At 69.9% G+C, this 20,730-nt stretch carries 15 protein-coding genes; 4 read left to right on the top strand and 11 right to left on the bottom strand.

The window, feature by feature from the left end; genetic code table 11:
• Positions 1–75: 75 nt before the first annotated feature.
• The 8 genes from HTZ82_RS23355 to HTZ82_RS32470 all read right to left on the bottom strand — a co-directional run bounded on the left by HTZ82_RS23355 (position 76) and on the right by HTZ82_RS32470 (position 11,133).
• Entirely contained in the window at positions 76–1,110 is a 1,035-nt protein-coding gene (locus tag HTZ82_RS23355; protein WP_239760138.1) for a hypothetical protein, read from the bottom strand.
• Positions 1,107–4,460, bottom strand: coding sequence for an AAA family ATPase (locus tag HTZ82_RS23350; RefSeq protein WP_175411405.1), 3,354 nt, complete (start codon positions 4,458–4,460; stop codon positions 1,107–1,109). Before HTZ82_RS23350 ends, HTZ82_RS23355 begins: the two co-directional genes overlap by 4 nt.
• Positions 4,461–4,494: 34 nt before the next feature.
• Positions 4,495–5,664, bottom strand: coding sequence for an exonuclease SbcCD subunit D (locus HTZ82_RS23345; RefSeq protein WP_175411404.1), 1,170 nt, complete (start codon positions 5,662–5,664; stop codon positions 4,495–4,497).
• A 77-nt stretch (positions 5,665–5,741) separates the two neighbouring features.
• A complete protein-coding gene (locus HTZ82_RS23340) occupies positions 5,742–7,643 on the bottom strand; it encodes an ATP-binding protein (protein ID WP_199787072.1) in 1,902 nt (633 codons plus the stop codon).
• 247 nt (positions 7,644–7,890) lie between these two features.
• Complete coding sequence (locus tag HTZ82_RS23335) at positions 7,891–9,441, bottom strand: UvrD-helicase domain-containing protein (RefSeq protein ID WP_309235647.1); 1,551 nt, start codon at positions 9,439–9,441, stop codon at positions 7,891–7,893.
• Positions 9,438–9,833 carry a hypothetical protein gene (locus tag HTZ82_RS23330; protein WP_175411403.1) on the bottom strand — a complete coding sequence of 132 codons (396 nt, stop codon included), beginning with the start codon at positions 9,831–9,833 and terminating at the stop codon, positions 9,438–9,440. Before HTZ82_RS23330 ends, HTZ82_RS23335 begins: the two co-directional genes overlap by 4 nt.
• A gap of 3 nt (positions 9,834–9,836) precedes the next feature.
• On the bottom strand, positions 9,837–10,622 hold the full coding sequence (locus HTZ82_RS23325) for a DUF6083 domain-containing protein (protein WP_309235645.1): 786 nt from the start codon (positions 10,620–10,622) through the stop codon (positions 9,837–9,839).
• A 247-nt stretch (positions 10,623–10,869) separates the two neighbouring features.
• A complete protein-coding gene (locus HTZ82_RS32470; RefSeq protein ID WP_032769652.1) occupies positions 10,870–11,133 on the bottom strand; it encodes a helix-turn-helix transcriptional regulator in 264 nt (87 codons plus the stop codon).
• Positions 11,134–11,573: 440 nt separating this feature from the next.
• Here HTZ82_RS32470 and HTZ82_RS23315 point away from each other — a divergent pair, with 440 nt between their 5' ends.
• Both HTZ82_RS23315 and HTZ82_RS23310 read left to right on the top strand, forming a co-directional pair.
• Positions 11,574–12,338 carry a hypothetical protein gene (locus HTZ82_RS23315; RefSeq protein ID WP_244210099.1) on the top strand — a complete coding sequence of 255 codons (765 nt, stop codon included), beginning with the start codon at positions 11,574–11,576 and terminating at the stop codon, positions 12,336–12,338.
• A gap of 165 nt (positions 12,339–12,503) precedes the next feature.
• Positions 12,504–13,145 carry a hypothetical protein gene (locus HTZ82_RS23310; protein ID WP_032769649.1) on the top strand — a complete coding sequence of 214 codons (642 nt, stop codon included), beginning with the start codon at positions 12,504–12,506 and terminating at the stop codon, positions 13,143–13,145.
• 19 nt (positions 13,146–13,164) lie between these two features.
• Here HTZ82_RS23310 and HTZ82_RS23305 read toward each other — a convergent pair whose 3' ends face one another.
• From HTZ82_RS23305 to HTZ82_RS23295, 3 genes are read right to left on the bottom strand one after another with little or no spacing between them, the layout of a single operon-like run.
• A complete protein-coding gene (locus HTZ82_RS23305; RefSeq protein ID WP_070201534.1) occupies positions 13,165–13,884 on the bottom strand; it encodes a helix-turn-helix domain containing protein in 720 nt (239 codons plus the stop codon).
• Positions 13,884–15,986, bottom strand: a complete 2,103-nt coding sequence (locus HTZ82_RS23300) for a hypothetical protein (RefSeq protein WP_175411401.1) — start codon at positions 15,984–15,986, stop codon at positions 13,884–13,886. The genes HTZ82_RS23305 and HTZ82_RS23300 overlap by 1 nt, the downstream gene beginning before the upstream one ends.
• A gap of 25 nt (positions 15,987–16,011) precedes the next feature.
• On the bottom strand, positions 16,012–16,500 hold the full coding sequence (locus tag HTZ82_RS23295; protein ID WP_239749108.1) for a DNA-binding protein: 489 nt from the start codon (positions 16,498–16,500) through the stop codon (positions 16,012–16,014).
• A gap of 547 nt (positions 16,501–17,047) precedes the next feature.
• Here HTZ82_RS23295 and HTZ82_RS23290 point away from each other — a divergent pair.
• Both HTZ82_RS23290 and HTZ82_RS23285 read left to right on the top strand, forming a co-directional pair.
• Positions 17,048–18,895, top strand: coding sequence for a hypothetical protein (locus HTZ82_RS23290; protein WP_175411400.1), 1,848 nt, complete (start codon positions 17,048–17,050; stop codon positions 18,893–18,895).
• Positions 18,896–19,200: 305 nt separating this feature from the next.
• Entirely contained in the window at positions 19,201–20,715 is a 1,515-nt protein-coding gene (locus HTZ82_RS23285; RefSeq protein ID WP_079167320.1) for a restriction endonuclease, read from the top strand.
• Positions 20,716–20,730 lie beyond the last annotated feature (15 nt).

The raw sequence follows: 20,730 nt of genomic DNA, 5'->3' as shown, positions 1-20,730 counted from the left end.
AGCCCGCCCCTCGGGTGCAGGTTATTCGGCTGCTTCGGTCAGGTGGGCGAGGGTGGAGCCGTGAGTCTGAGCGGTTCAGCTCGCCGATGCCACGCGTAGGGCGCGGCCGAGTAGGACGGGGTTGCCCAGGTGGCGGCGTAGTTCTCTCTCCAGTCCGGCGACCGGCACCAGGTTCTGCGGGGCACGGGTGTCTTTGTACTCGATGCTGGCGTACCGCGGCAGGAGGGCTTGTGAGAGGTTGGCCAGCTCGATCGCCGCGGCCGCAGGGATGTCGGCGGCGCATTCCAGCCGTACTACTCCGGCCCAGGGGGCGCCGGGGGTGCACGGCAGTCGCAAGTACCAGGCGTGGCGGTCCCAGGAGGTGCCCATCAAGAACACCGGGCTGCGTTCGCCGGGGGCCAGGGTGGCGATCGTGGCGTGCAGGTCGGGCGGCAGATAGGCGGTGCGGTGGGATTTGATGAATCCCAGGGCGCGCGGCAGGTGGGTGCGGCCGCGCAGCGGTCCGTCCACGACGAGGAGGTCGGAGCCTTCGGGGACGCCGTGGCCGGTCAGGGCGGTGCGGGCATGGGTGGCGACGAGAACCTCGAGATCGGTGAGTTGGCGTTGCAGCGCCGTCGAGAGCAGCACTGCGAGGTTTTGGTCTTGGTCGTCGGGGGTGATGGTGGCCTTGTAGGTTCCGGCAGTGGTGGGCACGTCGACGGCGTTGGTGGCGGTGGTGAACAGGCCGCGCCGGTAGTCGATGGTCAGCAGATGTGCGCCGCGGTCGGGGCAGCAGCACACGGTGCCTGCCGCGTAGGAGGCGCACAGTGCCATCCGGGCGTCCCGGGCTGCGTTGTCGGAGCCTGTGGCCGGTTCGGTGGAGGGGGGCTGTTCGATCCAGATGCGGGCTTCGACGCGGCGGACGCCGTCGACGAACAGGACGGCGCCTGGGGCGGATACCTGGGAGGGCGAGATGGGCTTCCAGTCTGCCGGGGCGAGTTCGATATGGGGGGTGACCTTGGCGGTGGAGTCGGCGATGCCGTCCTCGGCGTTCTCGACGCTGGAGCCGTAGGTGGGGTCCCAGCCATCGACGTGGAACCGCATGCGGGAGGCCTGTGCTGTGGTGGTCATGTGCCCTGCCGGGTGACGGTGGAGGTGCGGGTGTCGCGCTGGACGTGGAACTGGACCGGGATCTGTTCGGCGAGCGCGGTGACGTGGGTGATCACTCCGACCATTCGTTCTCCCTGGGCGAGGTTTTGCAGGGTGTCGGCGACGGTCTGGAGCGAATCAGCATCGAGGGTGCCGAACCCTTCGTCGAGGAAGATGGATTCCAGTTTCGTGGCGCCGCCCAGGCCGGCCAGTTGGTCGGAGAGGGCCAGGGCGAGGGCCAGGCTGGCCTGGAATGTTTCGCCACCGGACAGGGTGCGCACCGAGCGCGTGGAGTCGGCGTCGAAGTGGTCGATGACGTAGAACTCGCCCTTTTGGTGGCTGAGGTCGAAGCGGTCACCCGACAGTTGGCGCAGTGACTGCGAGGCGCCGGCGACCAAAGTGTCGAGGGCTGAGGTGGCGAGCCACTGGGGGAACTTGTTGGACCGCATCAGCCGGGCCAGTTCGGCGGCTACCTGTTGTCGGGTGCGGGCGTCGTCGATCTTGTCCTGTATCGCGTCGGCGTCGGCGCGGCTGCGTTGGATCGTTTTGACCTGGCCCCGGGCGCGTTCGGCTGCGACCGCGACCACGCGCGGGGCCTGTGCGGCGCGTTCCGGGCTGTCGCCGAGGTCCTGCGGGTCCAGGTCGTTGCCGCGTAGGAGGGTCTCCAGGCTGCCCAGGAGTTGGTCGGCTTCGTTGTGGGCGGTCTGGGTGTCGGTGTCTGCGCGTGCGATGGCGGTCTGCCGGTCGCTGATCTGGCGGCTGGCCCAGCCGGTCAGGGTGGACCAGGCGGCGGCGAGGTCGTCGGTGTCGAGGCTTGGTGGACTCAGCGCCGCCACGGTATCCCGGCTGGCTGCCAGCACGGAGCGGGCCTTCGCGGTGTGCTCTCGCCACTTGTCCTGTTCGGCCGCTGCTGCCTTGGTTGTTGTGCGTGTGTGGTTGGCCTGCGTGGTGGCTGTCTCCACGGCCGCCTCGAGACGGGCGCATTCCTCGAAGAGGGCCGGGAGTTCGGCTTCCGGTGGCGCCTGGGCCAAAAGCGTCTCGAGTGTGCTCAGGCGGTCGGTCAGGTTCGTCTTCGCGAGGCTGGCGGTTGCGGCGTTCTCGACGGCTGCGGTGTGGGCAGCCTGGGCGTCGGCCTGTGCACGGTCGGCGGTCTCCAGCGCGCTGGTCGCGTCCGAGTGGGCCTTTTCGGCGTCGGCCGTTTCGGCGTCGGCGGCTGCGAGGTCGCGTTCTGTGGTGGTGGTCTGGGTGCGGGCCCAGGCCTCCAGGTCGGTCCAGGCCGAGGTCAGGTCGTCGGTGTCGAGGGTCGGCGGGTCAAAAGCGGTCAGTGTGCCCAGCGTCGAGTGCAGAGTGTTGCGGGCCCGGTCGAGTTCCCGCTGCAGCGCGGCGACAGCCGACGTGGCGGAGCCGTGGGCAGTTTCGGCTTTCTGTACCGCGTCGCGGGCCTGCTGCTCGTCAGTGGTCAACTGGTCACGGGATTCGATGAGTTCGTCGAGGTGGGCGCGGTCGGCGTCGCAGTCGCGGCCGGTGCCGGCGGGGCGGTCGGGCAGCAGTGTGCCCAGCCTCTTGTCGAGCAGGGTGCGCTGTGTGGTGAGTTTGTCCACTTCCCGCTGCTGGTCGGTAACCGCCTTCTTGGCGTCCTCGTATTGGTCCAGCAGAGCACGGTGTTCTTCTGCGGCGGCGGCATGTGCCGCCTCGGCTGCCTGGACAGCGGGGTCGGACAGCGGCGGCGGGAGGGTGGTGACGTTCTGCTCGCAGACCGGGCAGGTGTGGCCTACCTGAAGCTGAGGGCGCAGCTGTGCGGCACCGGCGAGGACGCGGGCTTCATCGACCGTGGACGTGGCCGCGTTCAGGCGCGCTTGGGCGCCTGCCACCGCCTCTTCAGCCCGGCTGGCCCTCTCGGCGCAGTCGTCCAGTGCGCCGGTGGCATGCGTGAGCAAACTGATGACATCGAGGAGCTCATCGAGTGCCTGGTGCGCTTCCGTCAGCCGGCTGCCGTCGCCGGCGGCGGTCAGCGCACGGGAGGCCTGTTCGTGCCGGTCGCGGGCCGCGGTGAGCGCCTCAGCGGCGGCTTCGACCTCGTGAGAACGGGCTGCTGCACGGCTGGTCAGGTCGGTGACGCCGTCGGGGATACGAACGGCAGCCAGCAGCTGGTGGCGGCCCCGCAGTTTCTCCTGCGCCTGCCGGGCCTGGGCGCGGCGCTCCCGGGTCTCCTCGGCGCTGCGGCGGGCCTTGTCAACGCTCTGCGCCGATGCTTTCAGCCGGTCTTTGGACTGCGCCAACTCCTCTTGGGCGCGCTGGGCGTCGGCGATGACGCCGTCGCGGCGGCCCGTCAGGGCTGCCTTCTCGGTGTACCGGTCGCGGGTGAGGGTCAGGTCGGTGCGCTGAGGGCCCAACTGAGCCTCTTGGGTGACGTCGGAGAGGGTCTGAGCGGCCGCGTCGGCGGCCTCACGGGCCTGCTGGGCGGCCGTCTGTGCCCGGGTGGCCTGACGTTGCAGCTCTTCGATGCCGTCGGGGGTGCGGATGGAGGCCAGCAGATCGGTCTCGCTGCGCAGCGTGTCGGCTCGGGCGTCGGCCTCGTGTGCGCGGGTGCGTGCCTCGGTGACACGGGGCACGAGTTGGTCGACGGTGACGGCCAGCTGTTCAAGCGTCTCGACACGCGCCTGTGCGGCGGCCTCGGCTTCGGGGGTGGCGTCGGCGTGCCGGCTCAGCTGGTCGTTGAGGATTTCGACCTCCTTGGCTGCTTGGTCTGCCTGGGCGCCGGCACGTTTACCGATGCCTTCGTATTGGGAGGCGCCGAGGAGTTTGAGCAGGATCTGCTGGCGGTTGCTGGCGTTGGCGGACAGGAACCGGGCGAAGTCACCCTGGGGCAGGACGACGCACTGGCAGAAGTCGTCGAAGGACAGGCCGAGCAGATCCTCGATGGCGGTGTTGAGTTCCTTGATCTCCCCGGCCAGTACCTCCGGCTGCGGTCCGCCTGGCTCGACAGCGACTGCGGTGGGGTCAGTGAACTGCACCAGGCTGACGGCCTTCTGCTGGATCTGCTGGCCCATGCGGCGGACCTCGCGGGCGACCTGGTAGCGCTGTGATCCGATGTCGAAGGTGAGCGAGACCGTGCAGCGGTTGCTCGTGGGGGCGAGTGCGTAGGAGATGGCGTTGCTGCGTCCCCACCGGTAGGCCGAGCCGTACAGGGCGAACGTCAGCGCGTCGAGGATGGTGGACTTGCCTGAACCGGTGGGGCCGACGAGGGCGAAGTAGTCGGTGTCGGTGAAATCGACCACGGTGGGAGCGCGGAAGCCGGCGAAGCCGTTGAGCTCAAGACGAACGGGACGCATCTGAGGGTTCCTTCGGGCGGGTGCGGGCCTGGCTTCAGGGGCGGGCGGTCGAGCGGGTCAGGTCGTCGTGCAGCTGGTTGAACAACGCCGTGACCCGGTCGTCGCTGACGCCGACGCTGTGGCAGTAGTCGGCAAACAGCTGCACAGGCGTCTTGATCGGCTGGTCGACGCTGATTCCTGCCGTGGCGCCGGTGCTGGCATGATCGGGGTGGATCAGGATCTGAAGAGCGTTGGGGAGGGCTTCGTACAGGTCGTCGCGCATGCCGGCGTAGGCGGGCTGGGTGACGACGAGTCTGAGGTAGTCCTCGCCGTAGCCGGCGGGGTCAGAGGTCAGCTGGGCGACGGTTCCCTCGACGGTGCGCAGTCTGCGGCCGGCCGTGACGGGGATGTCGGTGATCTGGGCGGGGGTGTTGGGGGTGGCCTCGACGAGGCAGACGACGTTGGTGTTGTTCTGCTCGCCGAAGTCGATGGCGTAGGGGGAGCCGCTGTAGTGCACCGGGCAGGCGGCGGGGATCTGCTGCCGGCGGTGCAGGTGGCCCAGGGCCACGTAGTGGGCCTCGACAGGGAAGACAGCGGCCGGCACGTGGTATTCCATGATGGATTGGGCGGGTCGCTCGCCGCCGCCGAAGGTACCGCCGGTGCAGGTCAGGTGGGCCATGATGATGTTGACGGCGTCCGAGGTGAACGCTCCGGTCAGATTGGCCAGGACGTCACGGACGAGCTGGTCGTAGGCGCCGACGTTCTGCGACGGGGTGTTGGCGATGATCTCCGCGGCGCGGACGGCGTAGCGCTGGGAGAGGAACGGCAGGACGGCGACGTTGACGGGCTCGCCGGTGGACCTGGCGTGGAATGTGTGCACGCCGCCCTTCGCGGCCGGTCTGGCCTGGCCGTAGACGTGGATGCCGGCGATGTCCATCAGCGGCCTGTAGGCCTCGAACGTGGCAGCGTGGTCGTGGTTGCCGGCGATCAGGATGACCTCGATGCCGTGCTTGGCCAGGCGCAGCAGGGTACGCACGACCAGCCTCTGGGCGTCTGCGGTCGGCGAGGCGTTTTCGTAAATGTCGCCGGCTATGAGGACGGCGTCGACGTCGTTGTCGATCGCGATCTGGGTGATCTCTCGCAGGATGCGTGCCTGCTCCTCGAGCCGGTTGCGGCCCTTGAGGGTTTTGCCGACATGCCAGTCGGAGGTGTGAAGGAACTTCACGGGGCGGGGTCCTTTTCGGGTGGCTGAGGCAGAGCAGCGGGGGGCGTGGGTGCGCTGGGGAGGGCGGTGGCCAGACGTCAGTAGGGCGGCTCATCGATGGCGCCGTCGTCAGTGTCGTCGGGCCACGGATCGCTCTCTGCCTGGGGCAGCCTGCTGAACGGGTCCGGTCGCGCCGCGCTGCCGGTGGCCTGGCCGGCTGCGCGGGTGCCGGTGGAGAAGGTGGGGTCGGCGACCTCGGAGAGCCGGGTGGCCCAGGCGGGGAAGGGGAATTCGACGGCCAGGGGCACCGGGATCTCCGGCTGGGAGACGAACATGGTGCCGGGCCTGGCGAGCGTGGCGCGCTGGCGCTGCGAGGCGGGCAGGAAGCCGTACTCCGGGCGGCCGGCCTCGGCGGCATCGAGCCGGCCGACGATCTTGATCGAGGAGTTCGACACAATGCGCCGTTCCACCTCAGAGGCGGTCTGCTGGGCGCCGATGAGGATGATGCCGAGTGAGCGGCCGCGTTCAGCGATGTCCAGTAGTACGTCCTTGATCGGGGAGGATCCCTCGCGGGGGGCGTACTTGTTGAGCTCGTCGACCATCGTGAACAGCAGGCCGCCCGGGCCGGCTTGCTCCTTGCGGGCGGTCTCCGCGGCCAGCACGACACCGACGACGAACCGCTGGGCCCGTTCCGGCAGGTTGTGCAGGTCCACCACGGTGACCTGCTGCTGCGAGGTGTCGATGGAGTGCGAGACGGGGTGGTCGGTGACCGTGCTCAGGTCGCCGCGCAGCAGGGGCCCGAGCGGCCGCTGGGACGACCGCAGCCGCCGCACGAATGCGTTCACCGTTCCCAGTCCGATGGCCGGGCCCGCCCAGTCCGGGCGGCTGAGGTCGTCGGTGACCTTGTCGGAGATGAAGTCGACCATCTCCGGCCAGGTGCGGAGGACGGTTCCGTCGATGGCGACCGCGCCGTCGTTCCCGGCGGGCTGAGCCTCGCGGCGCAGCCGGCTCGTAACCTGGTGCACGACGATCGTGTACTGGTTTTTCTCGTCTTCGGCATCGGCGAACGCGTAGGGCAGCAGCTCGCGTTCGCAGAACTCGGCCAGGGTCCACCAGAAGGCGGTGACGCCGCTGGTCCTGCCGGTGACGTGGGGGCGGCCGGTGGTGTCACCGGGCAGCGGCGGGGCGTAGAAGCCGGCCGAGGCGAAGGGGCGGGCGGGCAGGCCGAGTTGGGCGTATGCGGCGCTCAGCTCCCCGTCGAGACGGGTGTTGGGCTGGTCGACGAAGAGCAGGTCCTCGCCCTTGACGGAGAAGATGAGGGCCTTGGCGTTGACCGCGCGGGCCCCGAGGGCGCCCGAGGTGAACAGCGAGTGCATCAAGAACAGCGCGAAGCTGGTCTTGGTCGCCACGCCTGAGATGCCCGAGATCGATACGTGGGCGCCGCGGGTGCCGTCGAGGAATTCGAGGTTGAGATAGATCGGTTCGCCGTCCCGGCCGATGCCGGCGGGCACACGTGCGTCCATCCGGTCGAAGTACAGCGCGGCGTCCCGCGCCGTGCCCGAGGCCCGGATGGCGGCTTCGCCGGGGCGTGGCGGGACGTAGTACTCGGGGTCGACCCGGGTGGTCGTGATCTCGGCGACCTCCTGCACGGTGGCCGGCAGGATTCCGTCGGCGATGAGGAAGACATCTGAGCCGAACGCGGCGCCCTCGTGGCGGGCGACCACCTCGGTCACCACGCCGGAGGTGACGACGGTGCCGCGTCCGGGGATCTCCCGGCGAGTGCTGACCACGTCGTCGAGCTGCAGATAGGCGCCAGGAGAAAGAGCAACGTGGAACTTCAACGGGGTGGAGTCCTCGGTACCTGCTACCTTCCCTACCTCCTCTTCGGCGTCGCCGCTGGTGAGGTGGCCTGCAAACGGCTGCCGGCTGGTCGCGGGTGTGGAGCTGCGGCCGAATACGGTGCTGTCAGCGCCGTGGGGCTCGGAGTCGGTGTCGGTCATCGGCCGGTCCCTGTCGGTCTTACGGTGTCGGGCACTGCCGACTGGCGGTGAACACCGATCGGGGCGCGCCGAAACTTGGGGCGGTATCTGTGAGTACAGACCGTAACTAAAGGGATGCCTGCTGCGAGGGGTTTTGTCGATAACGGAGAGAAAATGGGCAGACGGAGGGCGGTGCGCCCGGACAAGCCGGAGCACCGCGCGATGAGTGATGACCTTCCCGCGCCGTTCCCCCACCGATGACGCCCTGTCAACCATGCGTGTGGCGCACCGGCAGTGGTCCGGGTTCCGTCTGCTCGTGTTCCTTTTGTACGGTGCCCGAGGGAGTTGTTCCGCTCGGACCGAGGTGCTGTGAGTGGGCGTCGATCCAGGAGAGGCCGCCCAGGTCGAGGCGTTTGCGGGTACGGGTGACAGCCACGTAGGCCAGGCGGGCTTCGGCGTCGTCGATGGGGTCGGGTGGCGCCGCGGTGCTTGTCTGCTCGTCAGGAGTGCTGTTCTCAGGACGGGCGAAGTCGTCCGCGATGAGCACGCGGGGCCATTCGCGTCCCTTCGCCTTGTGGGCGGTGGAGACGGTGACCTGGGCGTGCGGCTCGGGGGCGAGGCGGGCGACGGCGGTGAGGATGGCGTCGGTGCCGTGGGTGTCGACGAGGTTGACCAGGGGCTGCAGGTCGCGGCCGGCCGGGTCGTGGGCGGCGTAGTCCTGCAGATCGCCCCATGAGGGGAAGAGGATGAGCTCGGGGTGGTGGGTGCGGCGGCCTTCCTTCAGGTCGCGGGCCGCGAGGGCCAGGGCCTGCAGGCTGTCTCCTCCCCCGGCCAGGGCGACCCGGTAGCCGGCCGCCATGAGGGTCATGACCTGGGCCATGGCGCCGACGTTGGTGCGGCACAGCACGGCGTCCGGCTGGGTGACGGGGCCGAGTTCCGTGGGTACGGCGGGGGTGCCGGTGAGGCGGATCGGGGCGTCGGCCAGGTGCAGCCAGCGGTTTGCTTCCGCGGCGAGGTCGGGTCCGAAGCGGAAGGACTGGGATAGGGTCAGCTGGGTGCCGTCGAAGCCGGTCATGACGTCTTTGGCGCCGCGCCAGTGGTAGATGGCCTGGGCAGAGTCGCCGACCATGACGAGCTGGGCGTGCTCGCGCTGGTTGAGGAAGGTCTGTTCGACGACAGGGTTGGTGTCCTGGGCCTCGTCCAGCAGCAGGATGTCGACCTGAATGCGCGGCCGGGTCAGGGCCCAGATCTTGAGGTAGTGGTCGTGGTCGAAGCGGACGGCGCCGTCGTCGGGATGCTGCAGGTCGACCCAGGCTTTGCGGGCGAACGGCAGGATGTGGGCGGCGAGTTGGGCATGCAGGTCGCAGCCGTCCAGACCGCGCAGGCGAGGGACATGGTGGCGGGTGATGGCCTCGTCCGCGGTGTGGCAGAAGCGCGCGACGGTACGCAGGGCGGCGTTGGACAGGGCGCGTTGGGAGATCTCGCGGTCGCCGATGCGGACGGCTTTGGTCAGGCCGAGGGCTTGTCCGGTCTGCCAGGCCGGGCGGCGGGGTGCGTTCAGGCGGCGGGTGTAGCGGTGGCCGACGGCGGCGTAGGCGAGGGCGTGGGCGGTCTTGCACTGGACGGTGTCGGGGAAGCGGGTGCGTGCGTCCTGGGCGATGGCCCGGTTGTAGGCCAGGTAGCGGCCTCGGCGGGTGGTGGCGCGGGCGAGGATGGCGAGGGTGGTGGTCTTGCCGGTGCCGGCGCCGGCCTGCAGGGCGAGGTGGTGGCCAGCGTGGAAGGCGTCGGCTGCTGCGGTCTGTTCGTCGGTGGGGTTCACAGGGTGGGCCTCTCGGGGAGTCGGGTGAGTGCGTGCCCGACGGCGGCCAGCAGGTAGGCGGGGGTGGTGTGGGCCAGCAGGTGGCGTACCGCGTGGTCGAGGCGCTCGGTCTCCCGGTCGGCGTGCTCGGCCAGGGCCCGGTGCACGGCCAGTTCCAGGAAGCGCTCGGGGGTCTGCTGGGCGCGGCGGGCGCCGGCGGTCAGGGCGGCGTGCACGGTGGGCGGGAAGGCGATGTTGAGCAGCACGCTGTGGTCGGCGTCCGGGTAGTGGGTGGTGATCACGTCGATGGGCAGCCGGGTGCCGAGGCGGCGGCGCAGCCGGCGGGCGGCGCGCTGCAGGACGGGCGGGGGCAGGGGGCGGGTCAGCGTGATTTCCAGGGCGTGGTGCGGCACCGGTCATCCCCTTCGGTGCGGGCGGGGCGAGGAATGGGGCAGGCGGGTGTGGATGTGTGCCGCGTGCAGGAGGGGGTCGAAGGGTTCCCAGCAGGCCAGGGCGAGGTCGGCGGCGCCGGGTGCGGTGGCGTGTGCCGGGCAGCGCTGGGTGCGCCAGCGCAGCTGTTCGCCATAAGCGAGGTGGCCCAGGTCGTAGACGGCCATCAGGGCATCGGGCAGGGCGAGTTGGCCGGGCCGGGCGGTGGTGGGCAGCAGTTTCCACATCCCAGTTGGGCCGGCGGAGGCGAGGACGGGGTGGGGGCAGCGGTGCCGGTGGCGGGTCTGGGCGACGCAGCGCAGCTCCTCGAGCCGGTGCTGGGCGAGGTAGCGGCACAGCAGCAGTTGGACGACGGGGCGGTCGGGTCCGCCGGGTTGGGGGGCGTCGGGCTGCGGGCTGACTGGTGGGGCGGGGGTGAGAGCCCCGGTGTCGATCAGACGGCGGGCGCGGACGGCGAGTTGACGGCGGATCGCCTCGAGGCGGGTGCCGGCCTGGCAGGTCGGGGTGCGGTGGGGGCAGAGCACGGCATGCGGGATGCGGCACCAGGCGCTGTTGTCGCCGTGCGGGTAGGCGATGCCGCCGCTGAGGTGCCAGCGGCAGGATTTGGGGACGTCAGTGACGGTCAATTCGGCGGGGTGCAGGGCGATGGGCCGTTGGTCGGGACGCGGGTAGAGGTCGATGCGGCTCCCGCAGTGGCGGCAGCGGCCGGTTTGTCCGGCGCGCAGCAGGCGGCTGGGGCTGGTGGTGGTCACTCGGAGCGTTCGGGGGCGGCGGAGAGCGCGAGGGCTGCCGTCCCAGTGGCGGCCGTCGGGGGCGGGCGTGGGGCACATGGCCCGGACCGTGCCAGGCGACACGCGAGGATAGGCAACACCGCGGGGCTCATGTCCCTCGACCAGCCTAGCGGCACCGAACAGACGATCTTGCGAGCGTCCTCACGTTCGACGCTTGCTCTCCGTTCGGGTGATTCGCGGTAGGACCCGAGGCGGGCGCGCCGGGGCGTCAGGGGCCGTGCATGCCGGGTGGGGTGTGGTCGTCGCAGAGGGTGCCCAGGAGGTGCTCGATGGGCACGTCGAAGGTGTGGGCGAGGGTGTGCCAGGTGGTGACGCTGCCGCTGGTGCGGCCGTGTTCCAGGTCGATGAGGGTGCGCCGGGCCAGGCCGCTGCGGTCGGCGAGTTCGTCGTAGGTCCAGCCGCGCTCGCCCCGCAGGCGCACCAGCGTCATGCGCAGCGCGTTGAGGTCGGGATCGGGCGGCAAGATCGTCACTCCACCATCCGACGGTGCAGACCCCTGCCCTGTCAGTGCAGACCTCTGCACTATTTGTCTGGGTGGTGAGTGCGGCATTCAAGGTGCAGAACTCTGCACTACCGTGCGTCTTCCCGGCCCTGTGATGCGCCGGGGCACCCACCACCTCAGGCACGGACGGACGGGAGGACGACCAGCCCATGAGGCTCGCTGGCGCGCACGCAGCAGTGCGGCGCATCTGGACAGTCGAACTGCGTCCGCGAGCGGGCGGCCCCGCTCTCGTCTGCCCCGCCTGCGCCGCTCACACGTCTGCGCTCACGGGGGCCTCCGCACGTTCTGCCGTCCTGGCTCATCTGGCCTGCCATGCCCGCGCCGACGCGCTGCCCACCTATCTGCGCAGTTGCCAGTGCCGGGCCCGGGGCTGCCGGTGGCATCCGCGTCATCGCGGCTGCGCGGGACCGGTGCTGCTGGCCCTCACCCGCGACCGCAGCGGCCGCGCCTGGCGGCTGGCCGACACCTGCGCGGCCTGTGCCGCGGCGACCAGCAACACGGCCGTGGTACCGGACACCCTTTCCGGCTCCCTGCGGCAGCAGGCCTCCCCTGGCCCGCCCCCGCCCGCGCGCCGGTCCCACGCCGGGGTCCAGGAGCGGGAGCGGGTGCGGGAAATGCTGACGTACCTCGGCACCGCGCTGCCCCGCTTCACCTCCCCCGCCGCCCGGCTGCTGGCCCTGCAGTGCGCGCTGCGTGCCGACACCCGCGCCCATGTCCGGCTGCCGGCGGGCCTGTTGCGGGGCATGCGCCTGCGCCAGAACCGCGAAGTATGGCTGGAGCTGGCCCACGCCGGCTGGCTGGAGCTGCCGGACGTGCGTACGCTGCCGTGGCAGGTGCGGCTGCTCGATGCCACAGTGCTGGACCAGGCGCCCGGCCGCCGTACCCGCTGCCGTGCTGCCGACTGGGCGCTGCGGCCGGTGCCGTTGGTCCTGCCGGCCACGGCGCCCGCACTGCGGCTGACCGCTCTCGTGCTGGCCGCGCACACCGGTGCCCGGCCCGAACACAGCACCGACATGGACATCCTCACCCGCCTGTGCGGGCACTCCCCGCAGCAGACCGGAGAACTGCTCGACCGGCTGGTGACCACGCGCACCCTGAGGGCATGGCATCACAACCGGGAGACCGACGCGGTGTCCTGGCAACTGCCCCAGCCGCAGGCACGCACGCCAACATAGCGTGGCGGAACAACTGGCGCTGTTCGTCCGTACCATCTGTACGCCAAGGCATCGTGCGGCACGTGTGGCGTCCCTGCTGAGCGCCAACACCCGCCCGAGAAGGGGTGTCACTTCATCTGGTGCAGCCCCGCAGCACGCTGGTTCACCGAGGAAAGGTCAGTACCCATGCCCGAGACAACCACTCCCGCCACTGAACTGACATCGCAGTACGCCGCTCAGGTGACCGGTGACCTCGAACGCAACGTCAAGGAGCAGGAACGCATCACGGCGGACATCGCCTCCCTGCAACAGCAGTTGGCTGCCCTGCAGCACGACCACACCGTGCTGGTGAACATGCGACAGGCCCTTGGCATCACCGAAGCCCCGGCCGAGCCTGCGGCCACTTCCGAGAGTGCCACGGTGCCCTCACCCAGGAAGAAGGCCAGTGCCGCGCGCAGCGGGAAGCAGAGGGCGGCCAAGTCCGCCGCCGCGCCGCAAAAGGCAGCCGCCAAGAAGTCCGCGGCCAAGGCGGAGGGTGCCACGACGGCGGCCCAGCCCACCCTGGTCGAGCTCATCCGCCGCCACCTCGCCGAGTCGAAGGAACCGCGCTCCGCCGCGGAGATCTCCACAGCCCTGGGCCAGGCCCATCCGGAGCGCCAGATCACGACCAAGGTCGTGCGGGTCACGCTCGAGGGACTCGTGGCCAAGAGCCAGGCCGAGCGCAGCAAGCAGGGCAGGTCCGTCTTCTACACCGCCCCCGCACCGGAGCCGGCGGGTGGGCCGGAGGCCGAGGCACAGTTCGACGAGGCTGCCAGCCAGCAAGACTGAGGGCGCTGTCCGACGCCTGTCAGCGGGGGCGCCAGGTGCGGATTTCGAGGTGGATGATCTGAGCGTCGGGACGGATGCGGCCGGTCTCCACCAGCCACTGGTGCACAGCCGCGGTGACGTCGCCGCCCGCGGCGTCCACGCGGCGGGCGAAGTCGGCGGCGTCGAAGCCGCCGGCCTGGGCGGAGCCGTAGGAGCGTTCCTCACTGTGGTCAGTGCGCTGGATGACGTCGCGGCGGATGCCGGGTGAGTCGGTACGGCTGCCAGAAGGGTGCAGGTAGCCGGTCTTGGCGAGGCGCACGGTGAAGGCCAGGCGCAGGCCCCGGCGGGCGGCTTCGGCGATCAAGGGGCGCAGGCGGGCGGAGCCGGAGGCGATGGCCTGGGCGCCGACGCGGCCGGTGCCGGAGCCGGTGGGGGTGATCAGGACGGCCTTGGTGCGCACCCGAGCCCGGGCGCCGGAGGCGGTGGTACGCCGCTGGGTGAGGCGGGCGGCGATGGCGGCGAGTTCGGACAGGTCGGTGATGCCGCCGGTCTCGACGGCGGCCAGGACCTGCCGGAGGGCGGGGACGAAGGCCGCTCCCTTGTTCTTGGTGTAGAACTGCGAGACCAGGGAGGGGTCGCGGTCGATGATGCGGGCGATGTCGCGTTTGGTGTAGCCGACCGCTCGGAGCCGGTCGGCGAGATGTGCTGCTTCGTTCAACTCGGGCTGGGGTTGAGGCTGGCGGCGGGGGCGGCGCGGCATCAGGCCTCCCGCTCAGCAGTGAGGGCCGCGCGTCCGGCCTCCCGCAGCGTAAGGAGTTCTTCTTCGCTTGTGGGGGCGGTGACGGGGCCGGTGAGGCGGCCACGCAGGAGATAGTCGCCGGGCTGATGGTGATACGGCCAATCGTGGGGCTGAGTGAGGTAGAGGGCGTCGGTGCGGAAGGCGACGACCGTACCGGGCAGGGTGTGCAGGGCACCGGCGTACGTGTCGTCGTCACGGTGACGCTGGGTGAGCAGGGCGGCGCGTGCTGCGGACCAGATGGCGGCGGCCCATTCGGGGTGGGCGTTGGGGTCGCGGGCGAATCCGGTGGGCTTTTGCCAGGTGATCAGTTCGTCGTCGAAGCCGATGATTTCGGCGTCCGGGGGCACGTCGCGCTCCAGGGTGCGGGGGGTGGTGCCGGTGACCATGCGAGGGCGCTGGGCGAAGGAGCCGATGCCGTACAGGAGGATGGAACGCACGGCGCGGGAGGCCAGGTGGGCGGCGCGGGCCTGCTGGGGATCGCCCTGGAAGTGAGCCTGGGCGGAGAGATTGGTCCAGGTCTCTTTCAGCTTCTTGGCCCAGTCGTCCAGCGGTTTGCCGTCCTCCCACAGGATGCCATCGAGGATCTCGACCTTCCACGGCTGGATCGGGTTGGTCAGGGCGGTGTGGATCTCGGGGCCGCCGGCCCAGGTGGTGAAGGTGGTCCCGGGCGTGGCCGGATAGTGCCATGCGCGGTCTCCGGGGGCCGGTGCCGACAGGAGGCCGACATGGTTCCAGGTGTCGGGGACGGTGACGCGGACCTGCCAGTGCCCGCACCCGTACAGGGCCCGCATCTGTTCCTTCTCGCTCCAGGCGGCGAAGGTGGTGGCGGTGATGCGGCGGGGCGTGCCGACGGGGGATTTCCACGTGTGCTTGGCGTAGGCGAAGGTGCGGTCGTACTCGACGAGTTGTGGCAGCTGCTCGGGAACGCGGGGCGGGGTGAGCAGCTCGTTGCGGCCCTGTCCAGCTGTGGCGTGGAGCAGGCCGCGCAGTTCTTCCGACAGGACGGGGAAGCCGTCGGCGTGCTGGCCGCGGGTGGGGATGGTGCGCGTCCACAGGTCGCGGCCGGTCTGGGAGGGGGAGCCCATGATCACCGCGTCGTCCCAGTGGCGGCGCAGCGCCTGCCACAGCAGCACGAAAGCATCACGAACGGTGTGAGGGTCGTCGCCGTCGGTGTCGAACCACTCCCCCACGGAGCGGATCTCCACGTGGTGGTCGCCACTTGCGGACTGGTAGCGGCCGACGGGGTTGCGGGCGTGGACGAAGTGTCCGGCCATGCGGTCGCGGCCGCGGCCGGTGTCGGTGCGCCAGCCGGCGATGGGGGCGTTCAGCCAGGCGGCGACCGCGTCGCGGAGGTAGGGGTAGCGGTCGGCATCCCGGTGCCAGGGGTCGCCTGCGGTGATGTAGATGCGTTCCACGTCCTCGGGGACGGTGTGGAAGACGGCGGTGAGGATGTCGGCGGCCGACCGGCCGGCGAGGTCGAGATGGTGGGTCTGGCTGCGGTGGACCAGGACCCCTGTGGTGGCGTCCAGGAAGACCGTGGAGCGCGCCTGCTGGGTGAAGTTCGGCCTGGTGGAGACCAGACCGGTGGTGTGAGTGAACCAGGCGTCACCGCTGGAACCGGCCGGGATCGACGGCAGCTCCCGCCGCGCCTCCGAGGGTGATGCGGGCGGCTCCGAGGACACGGTGTGCGTCTCGGGGGCAGCAGTGCCTGCGGAAGCGGGGGTTGTTGTGGGACCGGGAGCGGCCTGTGTCTGCGTCGGCAGGGACGCCACGGCCGCGGAAGGAGCCTTCACAGGGGACGGCTTCGGTGCCGGCGACTGCGGGGCCTGCTGCACGGCGAGACTGTCGGGGGCCAGGCTGGGGGCGAGGGCGACGACATCGGCCACACCCAGGCCGGCCGCCGGGGCGATCCGCTCCGCCTTCGCCTTCTCGTAGGAGGCCAGCTGGACGATCTGCTTGTCCCGGTCCGCTTCCAGCTTCGCGAGCGCGGCCCGCGTCTTCTTGATCTGGTCCCGCACGCCGCGTAGATCGGCCAGCGCTGCGTTGTAGCTCTGTGCGTCCATCGAGGCTTCCTTGTCCGAAGCGGCTTCAGCCAGTAGTAGCGGTGTTCGTGGTGACGTAGGCAATGGCCCCGCCCGAGTGGGAGGCAAGCCGCGTGCCCAGCAGCAACTCGGCAAGCCTGCGGTCGCCGTCGAGATCGGAGGTGATCACTGTCGTCGGAGCGGCAAGATCGGTCACGTAGCCCGCGAGGCGGGCTTCGGGAAAGGCGTGTTTGCCGGCGAAGTTCTTCTCCCACCGTTGAAGGCCGGTCAGCACGGCCACGACGTAGCCCGACAGGGTGACCGGCAGCACTCCCCCGGCCGCGACACTCGCCGCGTCGCACCGCCACCAGCCGCGCAGCGCCTTCACGAGGTGGTCGGGGCTGAGCGTGGCGGCGAAGCCGATCCAGTCCCGGTCGTCGTCGTGCGCGGGCTGGGCGGCGTCAACGCGCAGGACAGCGATCTCTGGGGCGTCGAGCTGGTGCACGGGAGCGTGGCGGCGCGCGCTGAGAGCTTGCACGACGCTGAGGGGGGTCATGACCCGGACTCCACGCTGGGAATGCCCGGGGAGCAGGTCGGCATGGATGAGGCGCCGGAATGTCGTGACGGCGAAGCCGAGTTCCTCTGCTGCTTGTCCGGTTGTTAGCAAGATGCCCATCCTCCGCCCCCATCACATGCGAACTCTGTTATCTGATTGCGCATGCACTTTAACGATCGATCCGAAAGGGCGTCAAAGATGGCGGGTCGTGCTGGGTCGACTGCTCTGAGGCAGGGGGACGTCACGCCTGTGCGGGCAGCTTCGTCGCATCGTGATCGCGGAGCCGGGGGTCTGCGGGTGACAGCAGCTGGGGGCTGCCCGGCCGGGGGCTGGCAGCAACTGCACCCTGGCCTGCGGGGCGGCGCCCGCTACCGGCTGCATCGTTGGGGATTTGCCCTACTGGCGGTCCAGGGTCTGCTCTGACGTAGTGCGGCGGGCTGCCGGGCACTGGCTGGTCGCTGGTGGAAAGCAGCAGTGTGCGTGCGTCACCCAGTCGGCAGGCGTTCGTTTCCTCTACCGACGTATTCGTGTGGACAAAGGAGCGCCGGTGGGCCCGTCGTTGGTGATCGAACGGTTTGAGTTCCAGCGCGGCGGGGTCTGGTATGCCCGCTACTTCAAGGGGCTGGTGACCTTCCTGGTCGGGCATTCGAAAGCGGGGAAGTCGACCGCTGTGGAGGCTCTGCTGTATCCGCTGGGGCTGACGACGGCGACGGTCATGCCGGAGGTGCGCAGCTGTCAGTATCTTCGCCTGGTGTTCCGCGTCGCCGGGGTGCGCTGGCAGGCAACGCGCAGCGGATCGGATCCGCGGGCGCGGGTGTCATTGAAAAATCTCGACGATCCCCGCGCGATCGAGCATTCGCTTGCGGTCACGTCGTCGAAAGCCACGGAGATGACGGCGGGCGCGTTCGTGCAGGACCTGCTCGGCTTGTCGGCCGCGGTCCGCGGCACGTCACGTGCTGGGCTGGATGAGTTCTACACCACTGTGATGGCGTTGCGGCAGAACACCATCGCCTCGGAGTTCCTCGGCGGGGGCAAGGACGCATCGCGCGTGCTTGCGCTGGAAGTGGTGCTCGGGCTGTGGAACGAGGAGCTCGCGGGTCTGGAGAAGAACGCGTCCGAGACTGAAAGCCGATTTCGGGCTGCCCAATCTGCGCTGAGGCAGTTCAAGAAGCTCCGTGACACCGGCGCTCTGGCCGATCCGGACAGTGTGCGCGCCGAGTGTGAGCAAAAGCAGCATGAGCACCAGGCTGCCGCCGGTCGCTGGCAGAAGGCAGCCGGTGCGCTGACCGCGGCGGTGGGGGAACACGGGCGCTTGGTTGCCCTGCACAAGGCGGCGGACCAGCAGCGCAGGAAGGCTGCGCGGCAGGCAGAGGTGGTCCAGGGCAAGCTGAGCCGGGTCATGGCGGATCAGGCCCGGACGGAGGGCGAGCTCGCCGCGCTGCTCAACCCGGCGGCGCAGGACTGCTCCCACTGCGGGCAGGTGTTGCCCGAGCGGGCGCCCGGCCTGTGCCCGCAGTGCGGCCTGGTCCACCCCGGCGGCCAGGACCGGCGTGAACGGCAGATCGCCACCGCGCGGGCGCGATCGGAGCGGCTGGCTCGGAAGGTTAAGGCGCTGCAAGGGGATATGACGACCGTGGCGCAGGCAGCGCAGGAGGCGGAAACGGCCGCAGCAGATGCGCTTGCCGCGCGTGATGACTACGACCGGGACCATGTCGCTTCGGCCCGCACGCTTGCTCAATCGGCGGAGAAGGAGGCCCATGGTCTGAGCCGGGACGTGGCTCAGCTCAAGCGGCGTCTTCAGGACGCCGACTACATCAGCGCCCAGGAGACGGCCGTCGCGGCGGCGAAGGAAGCGATGGAGCAGGCGCAGGCCGCCCGCGACGCCGTGAAGAGCGCCCAGGAGGTACGCCGAAAGGAGGTTACCGGTCGCTGGTCGCAGTTCTTCCTGGAGCGGCTGCGTCAGATCAACCCGGCTGTCGAGGCCGCCTCCATCGATCCGTTGGACTTCACCACACGGGTCAAGGAGCACGGCGATGTCGACAAGACGTTCGCCGACAGCTCGGTTGGAGGCAGCCCGAGGGCTGCCACGAACGTCGCGCTGCTACTGGCCCTGCGTGACCTCGGCCGCGTGGATCCCCTGGCCCGGGTCCCTCCGCTGCTGATCATCGACTCGCCTCTGGCTGGCCTGGGCGCGACAGGTCTCGACCAGGACACTAGTCTGCGTCTGATCGACACGCTGATCTCCATCGCCGATGACCCCTCGGCCGACGGTTACGCCTGTCAGGCCATCGCCGCAACCAACGACCCGCTCCCCCGTCCCTACCCTGGTGTGCGGGAGATCCACATCAACGACGAGCACCGGTTCTTCGATCACGCCCCCGTCCACGCTGGCTGAGCGAAGCAGGCCAGGAGTACCGAGGGGCCGGCCGGTCCCCTCGGTCCCGGCGGCCGCTGCGCCAGCTCGAGCGGCAGCATCTGGCCGCCGAGTTGCTGGCGTTGCCCGGCGGGCACCGGTGTTGCAAGCTATGGATAAGCGACGACGCCTGAACACCCCCCGCCACGCTGCCGCGGGCGGTCCAAGCGGTGCGTGTGAAAAGCCGTCGTCCTCCGAGCGAGTCAGGCCATGGGCGGACGCTGGAGATTGCCCTGCCCGCGAACGGGGCAGCTCTTTTACTTTCACCTGTGGTCGGGGGGCGGCGAATGGCGCGTAGAAAGTCGTTGGCGGCGCAGTTGTTGCAGGCGTACCGGGACAGCCAGAAGGCCAAGGCCGCAGCGGCCAGGCGCGCTGAGGCGGAGCAGGCGCGTCAGGCGCGGGCCGCGGAGCGCGAGGCCGCCGAGCGGGTAAAGCAGGAAGCACGTCGAGAACGCGAGCAGGCGCAGGCGTGGATGCGCGCACAGAAGGAGAAGCAGGCACAGCGGACTGCCGAGTCGCGTAAGGCCGAGCAGATCGTGCGGGATCTTGAGAAGCGTCAGGCTGCGCGGGCGAAGGAACTCGAGCAGAAGCGTCGCGCGGAGGCCCGCGAGAAGGCTGCGGCGGAGCGGCGTGCGAAGCAGGAGGGCGTTGAGAATTTACGCCGGGAGGCTGCAGGGCGGACGGCCCAGGTCGAAGAACGGCTCGAGGAGCTGACTGCTGTCCTGATTGACCGCCCCGGTGGGCTGCCCGGGCTGCGGCTGGAGGCGGAGCAGGCGCTCGGTGAAGGAGACTTCGAAGGGTTCGCGGTCGCAGTGGAGAGGACGCTGGGCTCCATCAGGTATCCGGAAGGCCTTGGTGGCGCTCGGCGGGCGGCGTTCGCTCCTGAGTCCCGGGAGCTGATTTTGGAGATCGAGCTCCCCGTCCAGGCGGTGGTTCCCTCGGTCACGCAGTATCGGTTCAAAGCCTCTGCTCCCCCGGCTGTGGTCCCGCAGCCACGCAAGGAGAGTGAGTGCAAGGCGTTGTACAGGGATTTGGTGGCCAGACTCGCGCTGCGGGCGATCGACGAGGCCTTCGCTGTGACGCCGCCGTCGCTCGTGGACGGAGTTGCGTTCAACGGGAAGGTGCACGCCAAGGACCGTGCCACCGGCAAGTCGATCGAGCCGTGTCTGATCAGTGTGCGGGTCAGCCGGGAGACATTCGGTGAACTCGTGCTGGACGAGCCGGAACTCGCCCCGGTGCAGAGCCTTCACCATCTCAACGCGATCGTCTCCCAGCACCCTTACGACCTTGAACCGGTTCCGCCCGTTGTCACGTTCGACCTGACCCGGTACAAGATCGCCCCGGAGCGCGACGTCGTCGCCGGCCTCGACAGCCGGCCCGACCTCGTCGCGATGGACCCGATCGATTTCGAGCATCTCATCCGGCGCCTGTTCGAGAAGATCGGGCTCAAGTCGTGGGTGACCCAGGCGTCTAGAGACGACGGCATCGACGCTGTCGCGGTCAATGAGGAACCCCTCATCGGCGGGCTGTGCATCATCCAGGCCAAACGCTCGAAGAACGTGGTCTCCGCCGAGACGGTGCGGTCGGTCGCGGGCATCGTGAACGACAAGAACGCTTCGAAGGGCATCGTGGTCACCACCGCGTGGTTCGGCAAGGCGAGCTGGGACTTCGCTCCCCGTAACCGCGTCGAACTCATCGACGGCCGGCATCTCAAAGCCCTGCTGCTGGAGCATCTCGGCATCGACGCTCTGATCGGCCTGCCCAAGCTCCCGCCGGGCTGGCAGACACGCGACCTGAACTGACGCCACCCTCGTGTC

Source organism: Streptomyces sp. TRM64462, assembly GCF_013362995.1.
Taxonomy (GTDB): Bacteria; Actinomycetota; Actinomycetes; order Streptomycetales; family Streptomycetaceae; genus Streptomyces.
The sequence above is the reverse complement of the archived record's forward strand: the minus strand, read 5'-3'. Positions and strand labels throughout refer to the sequence as shown.